We start from the raw sequence: 16599 nt of genomic DNA, 5'->3' as shown, positions 1-16599 counted from the left end.
CGCGCGCGAGCGTCTGCACCAGGTCCCACACCGAATCCACGCCAGGGATCTTGTCGGCGAAGAATTCGGCCACCGCCAGCGCCGCCGAGGTGCCCAGCACCCACCAGGATTCGGTGGCCTGCAGGGCGGGGGGGAGGTCGACCCAGCCAAGCAGCCCGGCCAGGCCGACACCGAACACGGTGAGGTAGACGCGGATACCGGCCAGCCAGGCCAGCAGGATGCCGATCACGAACAGGTGGGCTTCGGTCATGGCGGTGCTCCGGCGACGGAACTGTGCAGGGGGCCACACTATCGACGATGGCGTGCCTGAACGCCACCGACCGTGGCCGGCCACTGCGCAGGAAACCCACCCGTCCTGTCATACACTAGCCCGTCGTTTGCCACAGGGGCCGTACCGGTGTCGCCCTTGCGATACCCCGGAAACCACCCATGACCAACCGTCCTCCCATGCGCGTGCAGGTCCGCCTGCCCGGCGCGCCGCAACCGCCTGCCGACCGTCGCCGCCTGCTGGTGATCGGCGGCATCTGGCTGCTCAGCCTGGTGCTGGCGGTGCTTGGCGGCTGCTGGATGGCCACCCCGCGCGATGCCCAGGGCCAGCGCCTGCAGGCCGCCGAAAAGCGTGCCGAGGCGCTGCAGGCACAGCTGACCGAGCTGCGCCAGAAGCAGGCCACGCTGGAAGCCTCTGACCGCATCAGCCGTGCCGCCAATACCGAGGTGCAGTCCTCGCTGGCAGAGCGCGATGAGGAAATCGCCGGGCTGCGCGCCGATGTTGCCTTCTATGAGCGGCTGGTCGGCTCGACCAGCCAGCGCAAGGGCCTGAACACCCATTCGATCGAGTTCAGCCCGGAAGCGGCCGGCACCTGGCAGTACACCGCCGTGCTGACCCAGAACCTCAACCGCGGGGCCATCAGCCAGGGGCAGATGCGCTTCACCGTGGAAGGCGTGAAGAACGGCAAGCTGGCCACGATCAGCTGGGATGATCTGCACCAGCGCAGCAAGGTGCCGGGACAGGACTACTCGTTCCGGTACTTCCAGCAGCTCACCGGCAGCGTGATGCTGCCGGCTGACTTCACCCCGCAACGCGTGCGGGTGACATTGGGGAGTGGTACGGGGGGTACCACCCAGGTATTCGACTGGAAACAGGCCGGTGCGCCGGCCAGCAAAGGGGAGTAGGCAGATGTTCGGAAGCAGCAAATCCAACCGTGAAGGCCAGCTGGTGGTGGATGCCCTGATCGGCAACCAGGTGGTGATCCGCGGGGATGTGGAATTCAGTGGTGGCCTGTATGTGGAAGGCCGCATCCACGGCAAGGTGATCGCCGCCGAAGGCGCCAGTGGTGCGACCCTGACGGTTGCCGAGCACGGCGTGATCGAAGGTGAGATCCGGGCCCAGGTGGTGGTCATCAGCGGCCGCCTGGACGGCGATGTACACGCCACCGAGAAGGTCGAGTTGACCCCGAGCGCACGGGTCAATGGCAACGTCCATTACCAGGTGGTGGAGATGAACGCGGGCGCGCAGCTGAACGGCCGCCTGATCCATGCCAGCGCCCCGATGGCAGCCTTGCCGGCGCCGGAAGGCGAAGACGCCCATGATGGCAAGGGCGATACCGCCGCGCGTCGCAAGCTGGCCGAGGCGATGGCTTGAAAGCCGTCGTCGGCACCCCCATGCTGGCAGCATGAGCACGCTAGTCTCCCTGCCCGGCGCCACCCCGGTTGCCGCGCCCGATTACCAATCGCTGGAGCGCCCGCTGAACTTCACCGAGTCGGCGGCCGCCAAGGTCAAATCCCTGATCCAGGAAGAGGGCAACCCCGACCTGGCCCTGCGTGTGTACATCGAGGGAGGCGGCTGTTCGGGCTTCCAGTACGGGTTCGAGTTCGACGAGAACCGTGCCGAGGATGACCTGGCGGTACAGACCAGCGGGGTGACCCTGCTGGTCGATCCGCTGAGCCTGCAGTACCTGATGGGCGCGGAGGTGGATTACACCGAGAGCCTGACCGGTGCCCAGTTCGTGATCCGCAACCCCAACGCAAAGACCACCTGCGGCTGCGGCAGCAGTTTCAGCATGTAACCAGGGCGCGGGACCTGTGTCCCGCGCGACAAGGTGTGTGGAGCAAGCTCCGGACCCACAGGCGGTTTCCGCAAAGCCTGCGGCTTGCCACCTGCATCGATTGGCGGCACGCTTGGCGGATGCCCAATACTCCTTCGCCGCTTTCCGGTTTCGCCTTCGTTGGCGAACCGTTGGAGCGCGCCGATGCCCTGCGCGAAGATGCTGATGCACTGGCGCGCCTGTGGCCGGGCGCGCGCATCCTCGTCCTCGATCACGATGGCAGCGCCTTCACCGGCGATGACGACCAGCCGCTGGCGCTGACCGGCGCCGACGTCGGCGGTGGCCCGGGCGCCGCAGTTTTCCTGGGGCTGCGCGGTGATCAGGCATGGTTCTCGGTTGAAGCCAGCAATGTCACCGTGAGCGCGCCACGCCGACTCGATCTGCGCCAGGCTGCGTTGTTGTGGCCGATGGCCGATGCCACCGCTTTCAGCTATGCCCGTGGCATGTCCTACTGGCACTCGCGCACCCGCTTCTGCGGCGTATGCGGCGGCGCGGTGGCGTTTGCCCGTGGCGGCTTCGTCGGCCGTTGTGCGCAGTGTTCCACCGAACACTATCCGCGCGTCGATCCGGCGGTGATCGTCGCCGTGGAAAACCAGGGCCGGCTGCTGCTTGGCCGGCAGTCGAACTGGGCCCCGCGCCGTTACTCGGTGCTGGCCGGCTTCGTCGAACCCGGCGAGACCTTCGAGCAGACCGTGGTGCGCGAAGTCCATGAGGAGAGCAAGGTGCGGGTGACCGCCTGCCAGTACCTCGGTTCGCAGCCGTGGCCGTTCCCCGGCGCGCTGATGGTCGGCTTCCGTGCACAGGCGCATGACGACCTGCCGACCGTGGATGGCGAGCTGGAAGACGCGCGCTGGTTCAGTGCCGACGAGGTCGGCGCCGCGTTGGCGCGCGATGTGGAGGACGACGGCCAGGGCATCCGCCTGTCGCCACCGATCTCGATTTCGCGGGGCCTGATCGAACACTGGTACCGCCAGCAGCGAGGCTGAGTCGGCGTTTCGGCCGGGCCGGTCGTGGCAGCTGTATTGCCGCCACCTGAACACGGCCCGGGTTACAGTCCGGTTCACCCGCGAGGGCACCGCTGCGACAGGTAAGGTAGCGGCGCCGAGCGTTCTGTTTCGTAGGGAGACCTGCCATGTTCACCACTCTGGCCGCCGTGCTGGTGGCGCTGGCCCTGGGCCACGTTGCCCCGGCCGCTGCCGCCTCGATGCGCCGTTTCGACGGCTTCCGGCGCTGGCTGGGCTGGCTGGACGCGCGTGGTGGCAAGGCCTGGCAGGGACCGGCTGGAGTGGCGCTGGCGCTGCTGCCGCCGTTGCTGCTGATGGGGCTGCTGGCGTGGCTGCTGCGCGGAGTGCTGTTCGGCCTGCCGTCGCTGCTGCTGGGTGTGGCCGTGCTGGCCTGGTGCTGGGGGCCGCGTGACCTGGATCGGGATATCGAAGCGATCATTGATGCGGACGACGCCGCGACGCGGCAGGCAGCCGTGCGCAACCTGCAGGCCGCCGGTGGCAGCCTGCGCGAAGACGTGCCGTCGCTGGTCGAGGCGACCGTGCTCAATGCGCTGCGTCGCTGGTTCGCGGTGCTGTTCTGGTTCCTGCTGCTGGGCCCGGCCGGTGCGCTGGGCTACCGCTTGCTGGCGTTGATGGCGGAAAGCCCGATGCGTGCACGCGTGCCGGTGGAGCCGCTGGCGCTGGCGCAGCGCCTGCTGGGCTGGATCGAGTGGCCGGTAGCGCAGCTGATGGCGTTCTCGATGGCGCTGGTCGGCAACTTCGATACGGCGTGGAAGGCCTGGCGCCAGGCCCATGGCGAACGCCTGGCCGGCTCCATCGGGTTCCTGGGCGCGGTGGCGCGGGCCAGCGTCAACGCCGAGCTGCGCGAGGACGCGCACGATTACACCGAGGCGGGGCTGTTGCCGGTGTGGCAGCGGCTGCCGGACCTGCGTGATGCGATGAGCCTGGTGTGGCGGATGCTGCTGTTGTGGCTGGCGGTGCTCGCCCTGCTGGTGATTGCAGGCTGGGTGACGTAGTTGTTTTGCAGGGCTTGCAGCCCTGCACCTGCAGAGGCAACAGCAACAGCAACAGCAATGGCTGGATTGCTGCGAATTGGCGGGGTGGGTCGGATAACGGGGGACGCCGTGAATCCGTCCATGGAGGCTTGGTCGCCGCATCCATGCGGCTCACACCCCCGCCATCCGACCCACCCCGCCTTCGACAGTTTTCCGCGCACTGACGTTCTGTAGAGCCGAGCCATGCTCGGCTCCGAGCGAGCGCAGCGAAGCGATCCGCTTCCGCTTTTGATCTTCTCTTTCTTTTCCGTGGTGGACGCACACGGAAACTGTCCGTGGCCGGGCGGGATGGGTTTGCGGGGGTGTCCGCGGCATGGATGCCGCGGCCAAGCCTCCACGGACGGATTCACGGCGTCCCCCGCAAACCCATCCCGCCCGGCCAACCCCAAGGCTTCTGCCTTCAAACGCCGCCCACCACGAGGGGCTGCGCCGTCGGCTGGCAACCTAGATCGGTGCCAGCGCGGTGAATGGCGCCCACGGCAGGTTGCGCAGCAGCGCATAGCCGGGAAGCACCCAGAGCCAGAACGTGGGATTGGCCAGTATCCGCATCAGCGGATCGAGCACACGTGGACGGATGCCGGCGACGTTCAGCAGCATCAGCAGCAGGAATGGCAGGCTGATGACCAGCAACGGGTTCATCCCCATCGCGCCGGGCAGGTCGAAATGGACCAGGGAGTACAGGCAGCGCGTGCTGCCGCAGCCCGGGCAGTACAGGCCGGTCAGCGCGTACAGCGGACAGCCCGGCAAGGGATTGCCGGCGGCATACGGATTGACGTTGCGCAACACCGCCGCAGCACCGGCGGCGAGGCCGGCAGAGGCCAGCAGCGGCGCCCAGCGGGCGAATCGGGAGCGGGCGGGAAGCGCGGACATGCAGCAACGGATCCGGCGCGGGCGCCGGATCCGTCCAGGGGCATCAGTAGCTGCTGCCGCCGCTCATGGCGCCCATGCCGCCCACGGCGACAATCAGGATGCCGTACAGCACGCCGACCACGACGGCCGCGATCGCCGACCAGATGGCCCACTTCTTGGCCTTCGCCGAGGATTCCTGCGCGCCGGCGATGTCGCCAGCGGCCAGCTTGCCGTTGACCTGGGCGGCGTAGACGATCGACACGATGCCGGCCGGCAGGCAGCAGAACAGGGTGCTCAGGATCGCCCAGACGAGATTGTTCGGGACCTGCGGAGTAGCGGTGTTCATGGGTTCAAGCTCCTTGATGGGTGGTAGTGGTGAATTACGTTTCGGAAAGAGCGCCCAGTACGGCCAAGCCGCCGAACAGCCCGAACCACAACAGCAACAGGACCGGGAGGGCCACGGCCGAAGCCACTGCCCACCAGCCCGCCTTGCGCGACGCGCTGTAGGCCCCCGGCAGGTCGCCCGCCGCGCGGCGGCCATCGACCTGGGAGGCATACACGATCGACACCACGCCCAGCGGCAGGCAGCAGAACAGCGTCGTCAGGATCGCCCAGACCAGATGGTTGGGGATGTAGACCGGACGGCTGAGCGGTGGTGGTTGATTCAAAGCGAGACTCCATTCCTCGGTGGCCGGCCATGGTGCATTGGCCGGACCTCCCCCCTGTGGGTGCGTAATCTACCTCAACCCGCGCTGCATGTATGCGGTTACAGTCAGATACTGGAGTGTATGGCCATTGACCGGAAGCTTTTGACGGGCCCCTGTAGGGAAACAGAAGCCGTGTCTGCAGGGGGAATGGGGGCTGTTGCCTGGAAGGGTTACCGGCGGCCGCGCGGCCGATCAGGCGTGATCGCCACGCAGGGCCCGCACCTGGGCCTCCAGCACCGGGGCGCGGGTGGTGCGGCCATCCACCGCCGGTGCGGCCACCACCTCCACGGTGGCGCGGAAGCGGCGCGGTACGCGCATGCGGCCGAGGCGGCTGTCGCGCCGGCTCCACATGCTCGACCACATGCCGCGCAGCGCCATCGGCACCACCGGCACCGGCCGCCGCTCGAGGATCTTCTCGACGCCGGACTTGAACGGCGCCATTTCCCCGTCGCGGGTCAGCGCACCCTCGGGGAAGATGCAGACCAGTTCGCCTTCGGCCAGCGCAGCGTCGATCTCGTCGAACGCGCGCTGCATCAGTGCCGGGTCTTCGCGAGCACCGGCGATCGGGATTGCCTTGGCGGTCCGGAAGATCCAGCGCATTACCGGGATGTTGAAGATCCTGTAGTACATGACGAAGCGCACCGGGCGCGGAATCGTCGCCGACAGGATCAGCGCGTCCATGTAGCTGACGTGGTTGCAGACCAGCAGCGCGGCGCCTTCGTCCGGCACGTTGGCCTCGATGCCGTGCGGGCGCAGCCGGTACAGGGTGCGCACCATCAGCCAGCTGAGGAAGCGCATCAGGAATTCAGGGACGATGGTGAAGATGTAGATCGCCACCAGCGCGTTGGCGATGGCCAGCGCCAGGAACTGCTGCGGAATGGTCCAGTGCAGCAGCTTGTGCGCGGCCAGCGACAGCAACGCCGCAGCGACGATGAAGCCCGAGTTCTGGATGTTCAGTGCGGCGAACACGCGCGACATCTGCGCCTTCGGCGTGCGGCTCTGGATCAGTGCGAACAGCGGCACCACGAAGATGCCGGTGAACAGGCCGATGCCGACCAGGTCGATGACGATGCGGATGCTGCCGGGCTGCTGCAGGAACGGACCAATGGTCAGCCCGTGCACGGTCGCTTCGCCGCTGCGGGCGAAGTACAGGTCGAGCAGGAAGGCGGTCATGCCGAACGCACCCAGCGGCACCAGGCCGATTTCCACCGTGCGTGCCGACAGCTTCTCGCACAGCAGCGAGCCGACGCCGGTGCCGACCGAGAACAGGGCCAGCGCAAAGATGTACAGGGTCGGCTCGCCGCCCAGGTTGGTCACCGCGTAGGCCGGTAGCTGCGAGGTCAGCACGGTGCCAACGAACCAGAACCAGGACACGCCCAGGATCGAGTTGCGCACGGCCTTCTGCTGGCGCGCCATGCGCAGTACCGCCAGCGATTCCGGCAACGGGTTCCAGTTGATCTTCAGGGTCGGGTCGCCTGCATCGACCCTGGGAATCAGGCGCGCGGCGATGTTGCCGCAGATCGCCAGGGCGATGATCGCGCACGAAGCCACCACCGTACCGTGGCTGCCGGCCACGGTGAACACCAGGCCGCCGACGATCATGCCGGAGAGGATCGACATCGAGGTCCCCATCTCGACCAGGCCGTTGCCGCCGGTCAGTTCCTCGGGCCTGAGCACCGACGGCAGCACCGAATACTTCACCGGGCCGAACAGGGTGGACTGCATGCCGGTACAGAACAGCGCGACCAGCAGCACCGGCAGGCTCTGGGTGAGGAAGCCGGTGGCCGCCAGCGACATGATCACGATCTCCATGGTGGTGGTGATCACGATCAGCCGCGATTTTTCCAGTTTGTCGGCGATCTGCCCGGCCAGCGCCGAGAACAGGAAATACGGCAGGATGAAGATGGCCGGTGCCAGGGTGGCGTACAACCCCAGTTCTTCCTCCGGCACGGCCATGAACAGCAACATGCTGATGATCGCCTGCCGGTACACGTTGTCGTTGAACGCACCGAGCGCCTGTACGACGAAGAACGGCAGGAAACGGCGCTGGCGCAGCAGGGCGAATTGGTTGTGACCGGACATGGAGCCTCCTTGACCGGCGCAGCCTAGCATTCCTGCCCATCCGCTGTGGGTGCGGACCTGTGGGTGCGGACCGCTGGTCCGCACACCTGCCAGCACCCTCAGACGATATCGTCGACCACGCCGCCGTCCACGCGCAGCGCCGCGCCGGAGGTGGCGGAAGCCTGCGGCGAGGCCAGGTACACCACCATGTTGGCCACTTCCTCGACCGTAGCGGTGCGCTGGATCACCGAAGACGGCCGGTGCGCCATCACGAACTCGCGGCCGATCTGTTCCAGCGGCTTGCCGCTGCGCTGGCGTTCATCCTCGAACATCGCGGCGAAGCCATCGGACAGGGTCGGGCCAGGCAGCACTGCGTTGACGGTGACGCCACTGCCGGCCACGCGCTTGGCCAGGCCGCGTGACAGTGACAGCTGCGCGGTCTTGCTGACCCCGTAATGGATCATGTCGGACGGAATGTTGCGCGCCGATTCGGACGAGATGAACAGCACGCGGCCCCAGCCGGCATCGACCATCGCTGGCAGCAGCGCACGCGACAGGCGTACGCCGGACATCACGTTGGTCTGCCAGTAGCGCTCCCAGGTGGCGTCATCGGTCTGGAAGAAATCCTCTGGGCCGAAGATGCCAGCGTTGTTGACCAGGATGTCGACCCTCGGCAGCCCAGCCAGCAGCGTATCGACACCGGCCGCATCGGAGAGGTCGGCGGCGACACCCAATACGTCGGCTACCGGCACGGCCGCGAGCAGGTGTCGGCGGGCGCGCTCGACGCTGTCGGTGCTGCGGCCATTGAGAACGACCCGCGCACCAGCGCTGGCCAGGCCCTGGGCGATGGCCAGGCCGATGCCGGCGGTGGAGGCGGTCACCAGCGCGGTGCGGCCGCTGAGTTCGATTTTCATGGTGATGATCCAGAGCGGGCGATTGCCCAGTATCCGCGTGGCGGCGTGATCGAACTGCATCGCCCGGTGCAACGCGCCGTTGCACGCGGCGCAGCAGATCCACGCCCTGCGTGGATGGGATGCCCGATCAGCGATGAGGGATCAGGTCAGGTTGGTCGCCGCCTCATTGGCCGCGGCACGCACCTTCGGCAGCATGCGCAGTACCAGCGCCATCTGGGTACGGATCAACTGCAGTTTCGGTGGCATCGCCTCGTCGATCTGCTCCAGCTCGGCGGCCACCGCGCGGTCGGCGTCGTTGTCATCGTCCGCGACGGGTTGCCGCGCGGTCAGCGCCGTCGCCAGCTCCTGAAGTGCCTTGCGCACGCGATCGCCCGCGGCCAGCGCCAGTGGATCGCCTGCGTAGCTGTCCACCTGGTCGCGGTGCGCACCCAGCGCCGACAGATGCCCCAGCAGCGTGTTGGACAGCGCCAAGAAGCGGAAGCCGGCATCCAGGTTGCGGCGCACGTGGCCGGGTTCGCGCAGCATGTTCGACAGTGCGGTGGACAGCGCGGCGTCGGCGTTGTGCATGTCGCGGCGGGCGATGCGGTAGGCCAGGTCGTCGCGCATGCCGCTGCGGTACTGGCCCAGCACCGAATCCAGGTAGCGAGCGGCAGTGTCCAGCACGCGTGCCAGGACGAGATGCAGCTGGCGGCCCTGCCAGTCGGGCAGGATCAGGAACGCTGCCGCCGCTGCGATCGCGCAGCCCAACAGCGTATCGACCATGCGCGGTACGATCAGCACGAAGCCATCGCCGATCAGGTTGAAGCAGGTCAGCGCCATCACGGTGATCGCGGCTGATGCCACCAGGTAGCGGTCGGTGCGGGTGAAGAAGAACAACAGTGCCGACAGCAGTGCGATCAGCAGCTGTACGTGCAGCTGCGGGAACAGCTGCAGCAGTGCCCAGGTCAGCACCAGTCCGGCGACGGTGCCGACGATGCGCTGTGCCAGGCGCTGGCGGGTGGCGCCGAAGTTGGGCCGGCACACGAACACGATGGTCAGCAGTACCCATGAACCGTTCTGCGCATTGAACAGCCGGATCGCTGCAAAGCCGGCGATCAGCGCCAGTGCCATGCGCAGGCCATGGCGGAACAGCACCGAGCCGGGCGTGAGCTGCTGGCGGATGCGCACGCCCATCTCGCGCAGGGTATGCGGGTTGCTGTCGCGCAGGCGGGTGTCGACGTTGTCCAGGCTGGCTTCGGAACGTTCGGCATCCAGCAGGCGGCGCTCGATGCTGCGCAGGTTGTGAACCAGCAGGTCCAGCGAGCCGAGCAGGCGCTGCCACTGCGGGCGCTGCTGGTCACGCAGGTAGGCGAGCGCGTCGGCCAGGTCGCGCCCGGCCTGCTGGTTGCTTTCGCCGTATACGAACGGACGACGCAGCCGGATCGCCTCGCCCAGGCGGGCACAGGCCTGGCCCTGCAGGTCGAGCAGGCGCTGGCAGCGGTAAAGCACATCGCTGTGGAAGAAGGCGTCCACCAGCGCGCCATACGGGTAGTGCGAGGAACTGGCGCGCTCGTGGAAATCCTGCGCCATGTAGTACAGGCGCAGGTACAGGCCGGAGTTCACCCCGGGCCGGCCGGAGCGGCCGAAGCGGGCCAGGATCGCGGTCTTGGCCTCGTTCAACGCACCCACCACACGGCGGTTCTGTTCGGCCAGGTCGAGCTGGCGACGTTGCAGGTCGGCTTCGCGCACCGGCTCGAACAGCGCAGCCTTCAGCTGCAGGTAGCGGCCCAGCTCAAGGTACAGCCGCGCCACGCGTTCGCGCACCGGCCGGTTGGCGAACAACGCGGCCCACAGGATCGACAACAGCCCGTACCAGACCGCACCGGCCAGCAGATGGCTGACCGCTTCCAGTGCGCTGTGCAGGTCGCTGGCACCATGTTGTTCCAGGCCGATCATCGTGTAGATCGCCAGCGTCACCGTGGCCTGGGCAATGGATGCGTAGCGCTCGCCGAGCGCGCCAAGCAGGGTCAGGCCGAAGGTGGACAGTGCCAGCGCGCCGATGAAGATCCACGGCCACGGGAACAGCCAGATCACCGAAGCCGCCGCAATGCAGAAGCACAACAGGGACAACACCACGGCCTTGGTCCGGCCCCACCAGTTGTCGTCGGTTTCTGCGATGGCGCTTGCGATGATGCCGAGGAACACGCCGGGCAGGGCGGTCAGCGCCTCGAACTGCCAGCACACGGCCACGGCCGCGGTCAGCGCGATGAACACGCGCAGGCCGTAGCTGGCCTTTTCGTGGGCCCACAGTCGGCTGAGGCGGGATTGGCGGGCGGACATGCAGGCTCGGTGGAAGGGTCTTCCACCATTATTGCGGGCTGCGCGTGAAATATGGAGTGCGGACCAACGGTCCGCACCCACGGTGCTGCCGGACCCTACATGTCGAACCGCACGCTCACAGCGAACGTACGTGGCAGGCCTGTGCCGGCGTTGGACCAGTACTTCCGGTTGGCCAGGTTCTCGACGCTGGCGCGCACGGTCAGCGGATGACCGGAGGCGAGCAGGCGGTAGCCGATGCCTGCATTGACCAGCGTGTAATCGGGCAGCTTCAGGGTGTTGTCGGCGTCGTACCAGACATCGCCGTAGTAGCGCACCGCGGCGTATGTTTCCAGGCCATCCACCCGCAGCTGGTAGGTGGCGTGCACGGCCCCGCTCCAGCGCGCCGCACCGGCGGTACGGTTGCCCTCCTGTGCAGCGCTGGCCGGGGACAGCCTGTCGTAGGTCGGGTCCAGCCAGGTGACGCCTCCGCCAACCGTGAGGACATCGCTGAGGTGCAGGTCGGCACTGGCCTCGATGCCTTCGTACAGCGTGATGCCGTCCTGCACCAGGCGCTTGCCGGCCGGTGTGAATTCATCGATGTTGGCGCCACGCTCCAGCCGGAACACCGCCACGTTCGCGTTCCAGCGCGCGGCCTCGGCCTTCGCGCCGATCTCGTACTGCTTGCTGAGGGGCGGGTCGAGCACATCACCGGCGTTGATGTAGTTGTTGCCTACGCGGCTGCCCGCTTCCAGCGATTCGATGTAGCTGGCGTAGAGGGTGACCGCCTCGCTGGGCTTGAACATCACGGCATAGGTCGGTGTGACCGGATAGGTGTGGTAGCGGCCCTTGGTCTCGTAATCGTTGTAGCGCCAGCCCGCCAGCACCGACCAGCCGCTGCCGAGATCGACGGTATCGCTTGCGAACACGGCCTGCTGCACGGTCTCGTCGCCGCGGGTCATCACCCGTGAACCGACGGCGTCATGGCGGATGGCATGGCGCTGGTACAGGTTGGCGCGGCCGATCAGGCTCCATTCGTAGGGACGGTCCCAGCCCAGCCCGGTCTGGTGACTGATGCCTGCCACCACCTGATGCTGCAGCGGACCGGTGTGGAAGCTGCCCTGCAGCATCGCCTGCGCCAGCTTCCACTCGCTCTTGCCACCCAGTTCATAGACGTTGACGTCATAGTCGCCATTGGGCGAATCGATGTAGGCGAAGATCTTGTTGACGTCATTCCACGAGGTGGTGACGCCGTAACTCAGGCTGGTTTTCCAGTCGCTGTTGATCTGCCAGTCCAAGCGGGTCGACAACAGGCTGGAACGAGTGTCGTAGTAGGTGCCGGGGACACTGTTGCCGGAATTCCCGGCGATCGGCCGTGGTAACGAGGTCAGTCCGCGGAAGTAGTACTGCGGCGATTCCTCGCGCAGGTCGCGTGACTGGAACACGCCGTCGAAGGTCCAGATCAGTGCGTCGCTCAGGCGCGCGTCCAGCGACAGTGCGCCCACCTTGCGATCGACGTGGCCACCATTGAAGGTCTCACCCTTTTCCTCGAAAGCATTGAAGCGATAACCGAACATCTGCTCGTTGCCGAAGCGGCCGCCGACGTCCATCCCGCCACTGACGATGCCCTGCTCGCGCCAGCCCAGCTGGGCGGAGAAGGTGGGCGTGTCGGTCGGCTTCTTGGTGATGTAGTTGACGATGCCACCGGGGGCACCGAAACCATAAAGGAATCCACCCGGGCCTTTCAGCAGATCGACCTGTTCCATCACTTCCAGCGGCCACTCGGTACCCCACGAGGAAACCTGCAGGCCATTGACGCGATAGCTGTCGAAGTTCAGGTCGATGCCACGGTTGCGGATCGGCGAACTCCAGCCACTGGCATAGGCGCTGACCTGGGTGGTGACCGAAGGGTCGAGCAGGAACGCTTCGCCCAGCGAGACCACTTGGCGCTGCTCGATCTGCTCGCGGCCCACGGCGGTGATCGCGAACGGGGTATCACGCAGCACGCGATCACCAAGGGCGCCGGTATCGGCGTGGGTGCGTTCGGCGGTGACCTTCACCGCATCCAGATCGGTGGCACTGCGGTTCCGATGGGTGCGCTCGGGTACGGACTGGGCATGCGCGGCACAGGCCAGTGACAGGGAAACGGCAAGCAGCGCCGGGCGGCAGAGTGGGTGCAGGAGCATGGTTCAGTCATCCTCGGCGAACGGCCACGCGCCATCCGCCCGCATGGGGGGAAAGGTTGATGGCTGGGATCACGCAGGCTTGCCGGAGAGGGCAGCGGGGCGCCGCGAAGGGGCGCAGGACCATGGCTGGAGGGGAATTGTTCTCTTTTCGTTACAGCACGTCAAACCCGGAGGCGTGCGGACCAACGGTCCGCACCCACCCTCCGCGCCGGTGGTAGTGCCGGCCGCTGGCCGGCAGATTCGCAGTACCGAGAACTAGATCCACGCCATGCGTGGATGGGCTCTACTACGCCCGCTGCGCGCGCTTGAGCAGCTTCGCTTCGCGCCTGCGCGCGCGACGGGCGCGCCAGCGCTCGGCCAGGCAGGAGAAGATCACGTACAGTGCCGGCGTACTGAGCAGGGTCAGGCTCTGCGAGAACAGCAGGCCGCCGATCATCGCGATGCCCAGCGGGCGGCGCAGCTCGGACCCTTCACCCAGGCCGATCGCCAGCGGCACTGCGGCCAGGATCGCGACCATCGTGGTCATCATGATCGGGCGGAAGCGCACGATGCTGGCCTCGCGTGCGGCATCGCGCGGCGCCAGCCCATGCTCGCGCTGCGCCACCAGTGCGAAGTCGATCATCATGATCGCGTTCTTCTTGACGATGCCGATCAGCAGCACCAGCGCGATCATCGAGATCACCGACAGCTCGGTGTTGGTGCCGAACAGGGCCAGCAGCGCACCGACACCCGCCGCCGGCAGCGTGGACAGGATGGTGACCGGGTGGATCAGGCTCTCGTAGAGCATGCCCAGTACCAGGTACACGGTCAGGATTGCGGCGAACACCAGGATCAGCATGTCGCTGGGATCGGAGTTGAAGCCGAAGCCCGCATCGTCGGCCAGGCGGATGTCGCCGGGCATGCGCATGCCGGCCACGGTCGCGTCGATGATCGCCTTGGCCTCGCCCATGCTCACGTTGGGAGCCAGGTTGTAGCTGAGGTCCATCGTCGTGTACTGGTTCTCGTGGGTGATCTGCGATGGGGCCAGGCCAGGCATCTGCGTGGCCACCGCGGTGATCGGCACCATGTCGCCGTTGCGCGCACGCACGTACACCTCATCCAGCGCCGCCGGGGTGGCGGTCTGCGAGGGCAGGGCATTGACCACGACGCTGTACTGGTTGATGTCCGAATAGATGGTAGAGATCTGGCGCTGGCCGAACGCACCATACAGCGCGCCGTCGATGGCGCCCACTGTGATGCCCAGGCGCGCGGCCTTTGCGCGGTCGATCTGGATGTTCTGGCGCAGGCCGGCATTGTCCACGTCGGTGCCGACGTCGCGCAGCTTCGGGTTCTTCTTCAGTTCCGCCTGCAGCTTGGGCAGCCATTCCTGCAGTGCGGCCAGGTCGTTGCCCTGCAGCGAGATGCGGTACTGCGCGCCCTGGCTGGAACCGCCGCCATCGTTGCTGGGCAGGTCCTGGATCGCGCGCAGGCGCAGCTGCAGGTCGGGATAGCGATCGGCCTTGGCGCTGAGGCGCGCCAACGCATGCGCGGTGGTTTCGCGGCGGCCGTCGCTGCGTGATTTCAGCTCGATGTTGAACTGTGCACTGGAGCCCTGGCGGCCGCTGCCCAGGCGTACACCCACCGTCTTCACCGCCGGGTCGGCCATCAGCATGTCGGTGATGCGGCGCTGGCGCGCGACCATGTCCTCGAACGACACGGTGGCACTGGAGTTGGCGCGGCCCCAGATCAGGCCGGTGTCCTGCGGCGGGAACGCGCCCTTCTTCACCGCGCCGAACAGGAAGATGGTGACGCCGATCAGGATCAGTGGCGTCAGCGACAGCAGCAGCGCGTGGCGCAGCGAGAAATCGAGGAACACGGTGTAGATGCGCAGCATCCGCTCGTGGCCGGCATCCAGCCAGCGGCCGAAACGCGACGGCGGCGCGCTGTGGTCGTGCGCGCTGAGGAAGCGGCTGCACAGCGCCGGGGTCAACGTCAGCGAGACGATCATCGAGACCACGATGGCCGCCACCAGGGTCACGGTGAACTCGCGGAAGAACGCGCCCATCATGCCGCTGGCGAACAGCAGCGGGATGAACACCGCCACCAGCGAGGCGGTGATCGAGACGATGGTGAAGCCGATCTCGCGCGCACCGGTCAACGCCGCCTGCATGCGCGGCATGCCTTCGTCGAGGTGGCGCATGATGTTCTCGATCACCACGATCGCATCGTCGACCACGAAGCCGATCGCGATCACCAGCGCCAGCAGGCTCAGGTTGTTCAGGGTGAAGCCCATCACGTACATGACCAGCGCGGCGCCGGCCAGCGACAGCGGCACGGTCACCGCCGCGATCAGGGTGGGTGCCAGCCGGCGCAGGAACAGCGCCATGGTCAGCACCACCATTGCCAGGCTGATCAGCAGGGTGACCTGCACTTCATGCAGCGACGAACGGATGGTCGGCGTACGGTCGAAGTACGGCGTCATCGTGGTGCCCGGCTGCAGGTAGTCGCGCAGGGTCGGGATCTGCGCCTTGACCCGGTCCACGGTCTCCACGATGTTGGCGCCGGCACGGGTGAACACGTACATCACCACCGCCGGCTTGTGGTCGAACCACGCCGCCTGGTAGGCATCCTGCTGGCCGTCGTAGACGTTGGCGATGTCCTTCAGCCGGATCACCCGGCCGTCGCCCTGGGTCTTGACTACCAGGTCGGCGAAGTCGGCGGCGCGCGCCACCGAGTCGTTGGCGATGATCGCCGTGGTGGTGTTGCCATCGCTGAGGAAGCCGGTGGGCGAGGTCACGTTGGCCGCGCGCACTGCGTTGCGCAGGTCATCGGCGGTCAGGCCCAGCGCGTTCATCAGGCGCAGGTTGACGTCCACGCGCACCGCTGGCGTCGACGCGCCAGCGATGTCGACCGAGGCGACGCCGCTGATCTGGCGGATGCGCTGCGCCAGCAGCGAGTCGGCCACGTTGTAGAGCTCGTCGGCCGACTGCGTCTGCGAGGTCAGCGCGATGGCGATCACCGGGTCGTCGTTCGGGTTCGCCTTCTGGTACATCGGCGAGCCCATGCCCGAGGGCAGGTCGGCCTGAGCCGAGTTGATCGCCGTTTGTACATCCAGTGCCGCCGAATCGATGTTGTGGCCGCTCTGGAAGATCATGAACACCAGCGAGCTGCCTTCCGAGCTCGACGAGCGCATGCGATCGATGCCCGGCAGCTGGCCGAGATGGCGTTCCAGCGGCGCGGTGACCGTCGAGGCCATGGTCGCCGCGTCGGCGCCGGACTGGCTGGCATGCACGAAGATCACCGGGATCTCGATGTTCGGCAGCGCCGATACGCCCAGGCGCAGGTAGCAGATCAGGCCGACCATGAACAAGCCGATGGCCAGCAGTGCGGTGCCGATCGGGCGGCGGATGAAGGGGCCGGACAGGTTCATCGTGCGGCCCCCCA

General features: G+C 67.0%; 14 protein-coding genes. 5 read left to right on the top strand and 9 right to left on the bottom strand.

The window, feature by feature from the left end:
- A partial coding sequence (locus N5E02_RS09260) for a DUF4126 domain-containing protein (protein WP_279946200.1) occupies nucleotides 1-250 on the bottom strand: 250 nt, incomplete at its 3' end.
- 179 nt (nucleotides 251-429) lie between these two features.
- On the opposite strand from N5E02_RS09260, the gene N5E02_RS09255 reads away from it, so the two are divergent.
- The 5 genes from N5E02_RS09255 (at nucleotide 430) to ampE (ending at nucleotide 4125) form a co-directional block, all read left to right on the top strand.
- The gene (locus N5E02_RS09255) at nucleotides 430-1173 is read left to right on the top strand and encodes a DUF6776 family protein (protein WP_005419791.1); all 744 of its coding nucleotides are present in this window, start codon (nucleotides 430-432) and stop codon (nucleotides 1171-1173) included.
- Between the two features lie 4 nt (nucleotides 1174-1177).
- Complete coding sequence (locus tag N5E02_RS09250) at nucleotides 1178-1642, top strand: polymer-forming cytoskeletal protein (protein ID WP_053497672.1); 465 nt, start codon at nucleotides 1178-1180, stop codon at nucleotides 1640-1642.
- 31 nt (nucleotides 1643-1673) lie between these two features.
- Nucleotides 1674-2066, top strand: coding sequence for an iron-sulfur cluster insertion protein ErpA (gene erpA / locus N5E02_RS09245; RefSeq protein WP_005419789.1), 393 nt, complete (start codon nucleotides 1674-1676; stop codon nucleotides 2064-2066).
- Nucleotides 2067-2185: 119 nt separating this feature from the next.
- The gene (gene nudC, locus N5E02_RS09240; protein WP_065178883.1) at nucleotides 2186-3091 is read left to right on the top strand and encodes an NAD(+) diphosphatase; all 906 of its coding nucleotides are present in this window, start codon (nucleotides 2186-2188) and stop codon (nucleotides 3089-3091) included.
- Between the two features lie 146 nt (nucleotides 3092-3237).
- The gene (gene ampE, locus N5E02_RS09235) at nucleotides 3238-4125 is read left to right on the top strand and encodes a regulatory signaling modulator protein AmpE (protein ID WP_139727835.1); all 888 of its coding nucleotides are present in this window, start codon (nucleotides 3238-3240) and stop codon (nucleotides 4123-4125) included.
- 483 nt (nucleotides 4126-4608) lie between these two features.
- Here the strand turns inward: ampE and N5E02_RS09230 are convergent, their stop codons facing one another.
- The 8 genes from N5E02_RS09230 to N5E02_RS09195 form a co-directional block, all read right to left on the bottom strand.
- On the bottom strand, nucleotides 4609-5034 hold the full coding sequence (locus N5E02_RS09230; RefSeq protein WP_065198180.1) for a DUF2752 domain-containing protein: 426 nt from the start codon (nucleotides 5032-5034) through the stop codon (nucleotides 4609-4611).
- Between the two features lie 43 nt (nucleotides 5035-5077).
- Nucleotides 5078-5359, bottom strand: a complete 282-nt coding sequence (locus N5E02_RS09225) for a CD225/dispanin family protein (protein ID WP_065198179.1) — start codon at nucleotides 5357-5359, stop codon at nucleotides 5078-5080.
- Between the two features lie 34 nt (nucleotides 5360-5393).
- On the bottom strand, nucleotides 5394-5681 hold the full coding sequence (locus N5E02_RS09220; protein ID WP_065198178.1) for a CD225/dispanin family protein: 288 nt from the start codon (nucleotides 5679-5681) through the stop codon (nucleotides 5394-5396).
- 231 nt (nucleotides 5682-5912) lie between these two features.
- Nucleotides 5913-7802, bottom strand: coding sequence for an MFS transporter (locus tag N5E02_RS09215; RefSeq protein WP_164093635.1), 1890 nt, complete (start codon nucleotides 7800-7802; stop codon nucleotides 5913-5915).
- A 98-nt stretch (nucleotides 7803-7900) separates the two neighbouring features.
- A complete protein-coding gene (locus N5E02_RS09210) occupies nucleotides 7901-8695 on the bottom strand; it encodes an SDR family oxidoreductase (RefSeq protein ID WP_065178885.1) in 795 nt (264 codons plus the stop codon).
- 141 nt (nucleotides 8696-8836) lie between these two features.
- Nucleotides 8837-11014 carry a YccS family putative transporter gene (gene yccS / locus N5E02_RS09205; protein WP_139727832.1) on the bottom strand — a complete coding sequence of 726 codons (2178 nt, stop codon included), beginning with the start codon at nucleotides 11012-11014 and terminating at the stop codon, nucleotides 8837-8839.
- Between the two features lie 95 nt (nucleotides 11015-11109).
- Complete coding sequence (locus N5E02_RS09200) at nucleotides 11110-13176, bottom strand: TonB-dependent receptor (RefSeq protein WP_262220334.1); 2067 nt, start codon at nucleotides 13174-13176, stop codon at nucleotides 11110-11112.
- A 286-nt stretch (nucleotides 13177-13462) separates the two neighbouring features.
- A complete protein-coding gene (locus N5E02_RS09195) occupies nucleotides 13463-16585 on the bottom strand; it encodes an efflux RND transporter permease subunit (RefSeq protein WP_065186763.1) in 3123 nt (1040 codons plus the stop codon).
- Nucleotides 16586-16599: the final 14 nt, after the last annotated feature.

The organism is Stenotrophomonas sp. GD03777 (assembly GCF_029842485.1).
Lineage (GTDB): Bacteria > Pseudomonadota > Gammaproteobacteria > Xanthomonadales > Xanthomonadaceae > Stenotrophomonas > Stenotrophomonas sepilia.
The sequence above is the reverse complement of the archived record's forward strand: the minus strand, read 5'-3'. Positions and strand labels throughout refer to the sequence as shown.

Excerpts from the sequence above, each read along its gene's own strand:
- N5E02_RS09210 (WP_065178885.1), bottom strand. The coding sequence starts at position 8,695 with ATGAAAATCGAACTCAGCGGCCGCACCGCGCTGGTGACCGCCTCCACC.
- N5E02_RS09225 (WP_065198179.1), bottom strand. The coding sequence starts at position 5,359 with ATGAACACCGCTACTCCGCAGGTCCCGAACAATCTCGTCTGGGCGATC.
- yccS (WP_139727832.1), bottom strand. The coding sequence starts at position 11,014 with ATGTCCGCCCGCCAATCCCGCCTCAGCCGACTGTGGGCCCACGAAAAG.
- N5E02_RS09230 (WP_065198180.1), bottom strand. The coding sequence starts at position 5,034 with ATGTCCGCGCTTCCCGCCCGCTCCCGATTCGCCCGCTGGGCGCCGCTG.
- N5E02_RS09255 (WP_005419791.1), top strand. The coding sequence starts at position 430 with ATGACCAACCGTCCTCCCATGCGCGTGCAGGTCCGCCTGCCCGGCGCG.
- nudC (WP_065178883.1), top strand. The coding sequence starts at position 2,186 with ATGCCCAATACTCCTTCGCCGCTTTCCGGTTTCGCCTTCGTTGGCGAA.
- erpA (WP_005419789.1), top strand. The coding sequence starts at position 1,674 with ATGAGCACGCTAGTCTCCCTGCCCGGCGCCACCCCGGTTGCCGCGCCC.
- N5E02_RS09215 (WP_164093635.1), bottom strand. The coding sequence starts at position 7,802 with ATGTCCGGTCACAACCAATTCGCCCTGCTGCGCCAGCGCCGTTTCCTG.
- N5E02_RS09250 (WP_053497672.1), top strand. The coding sequence starts at position 1,178 with ATGTTCGGAAGCAGCAAATCCAACCGTGAAGGCCAGCTGGTGGTGGAT.
- ampE (WP_139727835.1), top strand. The coding sequence starts at position 3,238 with ATGTTCACCACTCTGGCCGCCGTGCTGGTGGCGCTGGCCCTGGGCCAC.
- N5E02_RS09200 (WP_262220334.1), bottom strand. The coding sequence starts at position 13,176 with ATGCTCCTGCACCCACTCTGCCGCCCGGCGCTGCTTGCCGTTTCCCTG.
- N5E02_RS09195 (WP_065186763.1), bottom strand. The coding sequence starts at position 16,585 with ATGAACCTGTCCGGCCCCTTCATCCGCCGCCCGATCGGCACCGCACTG.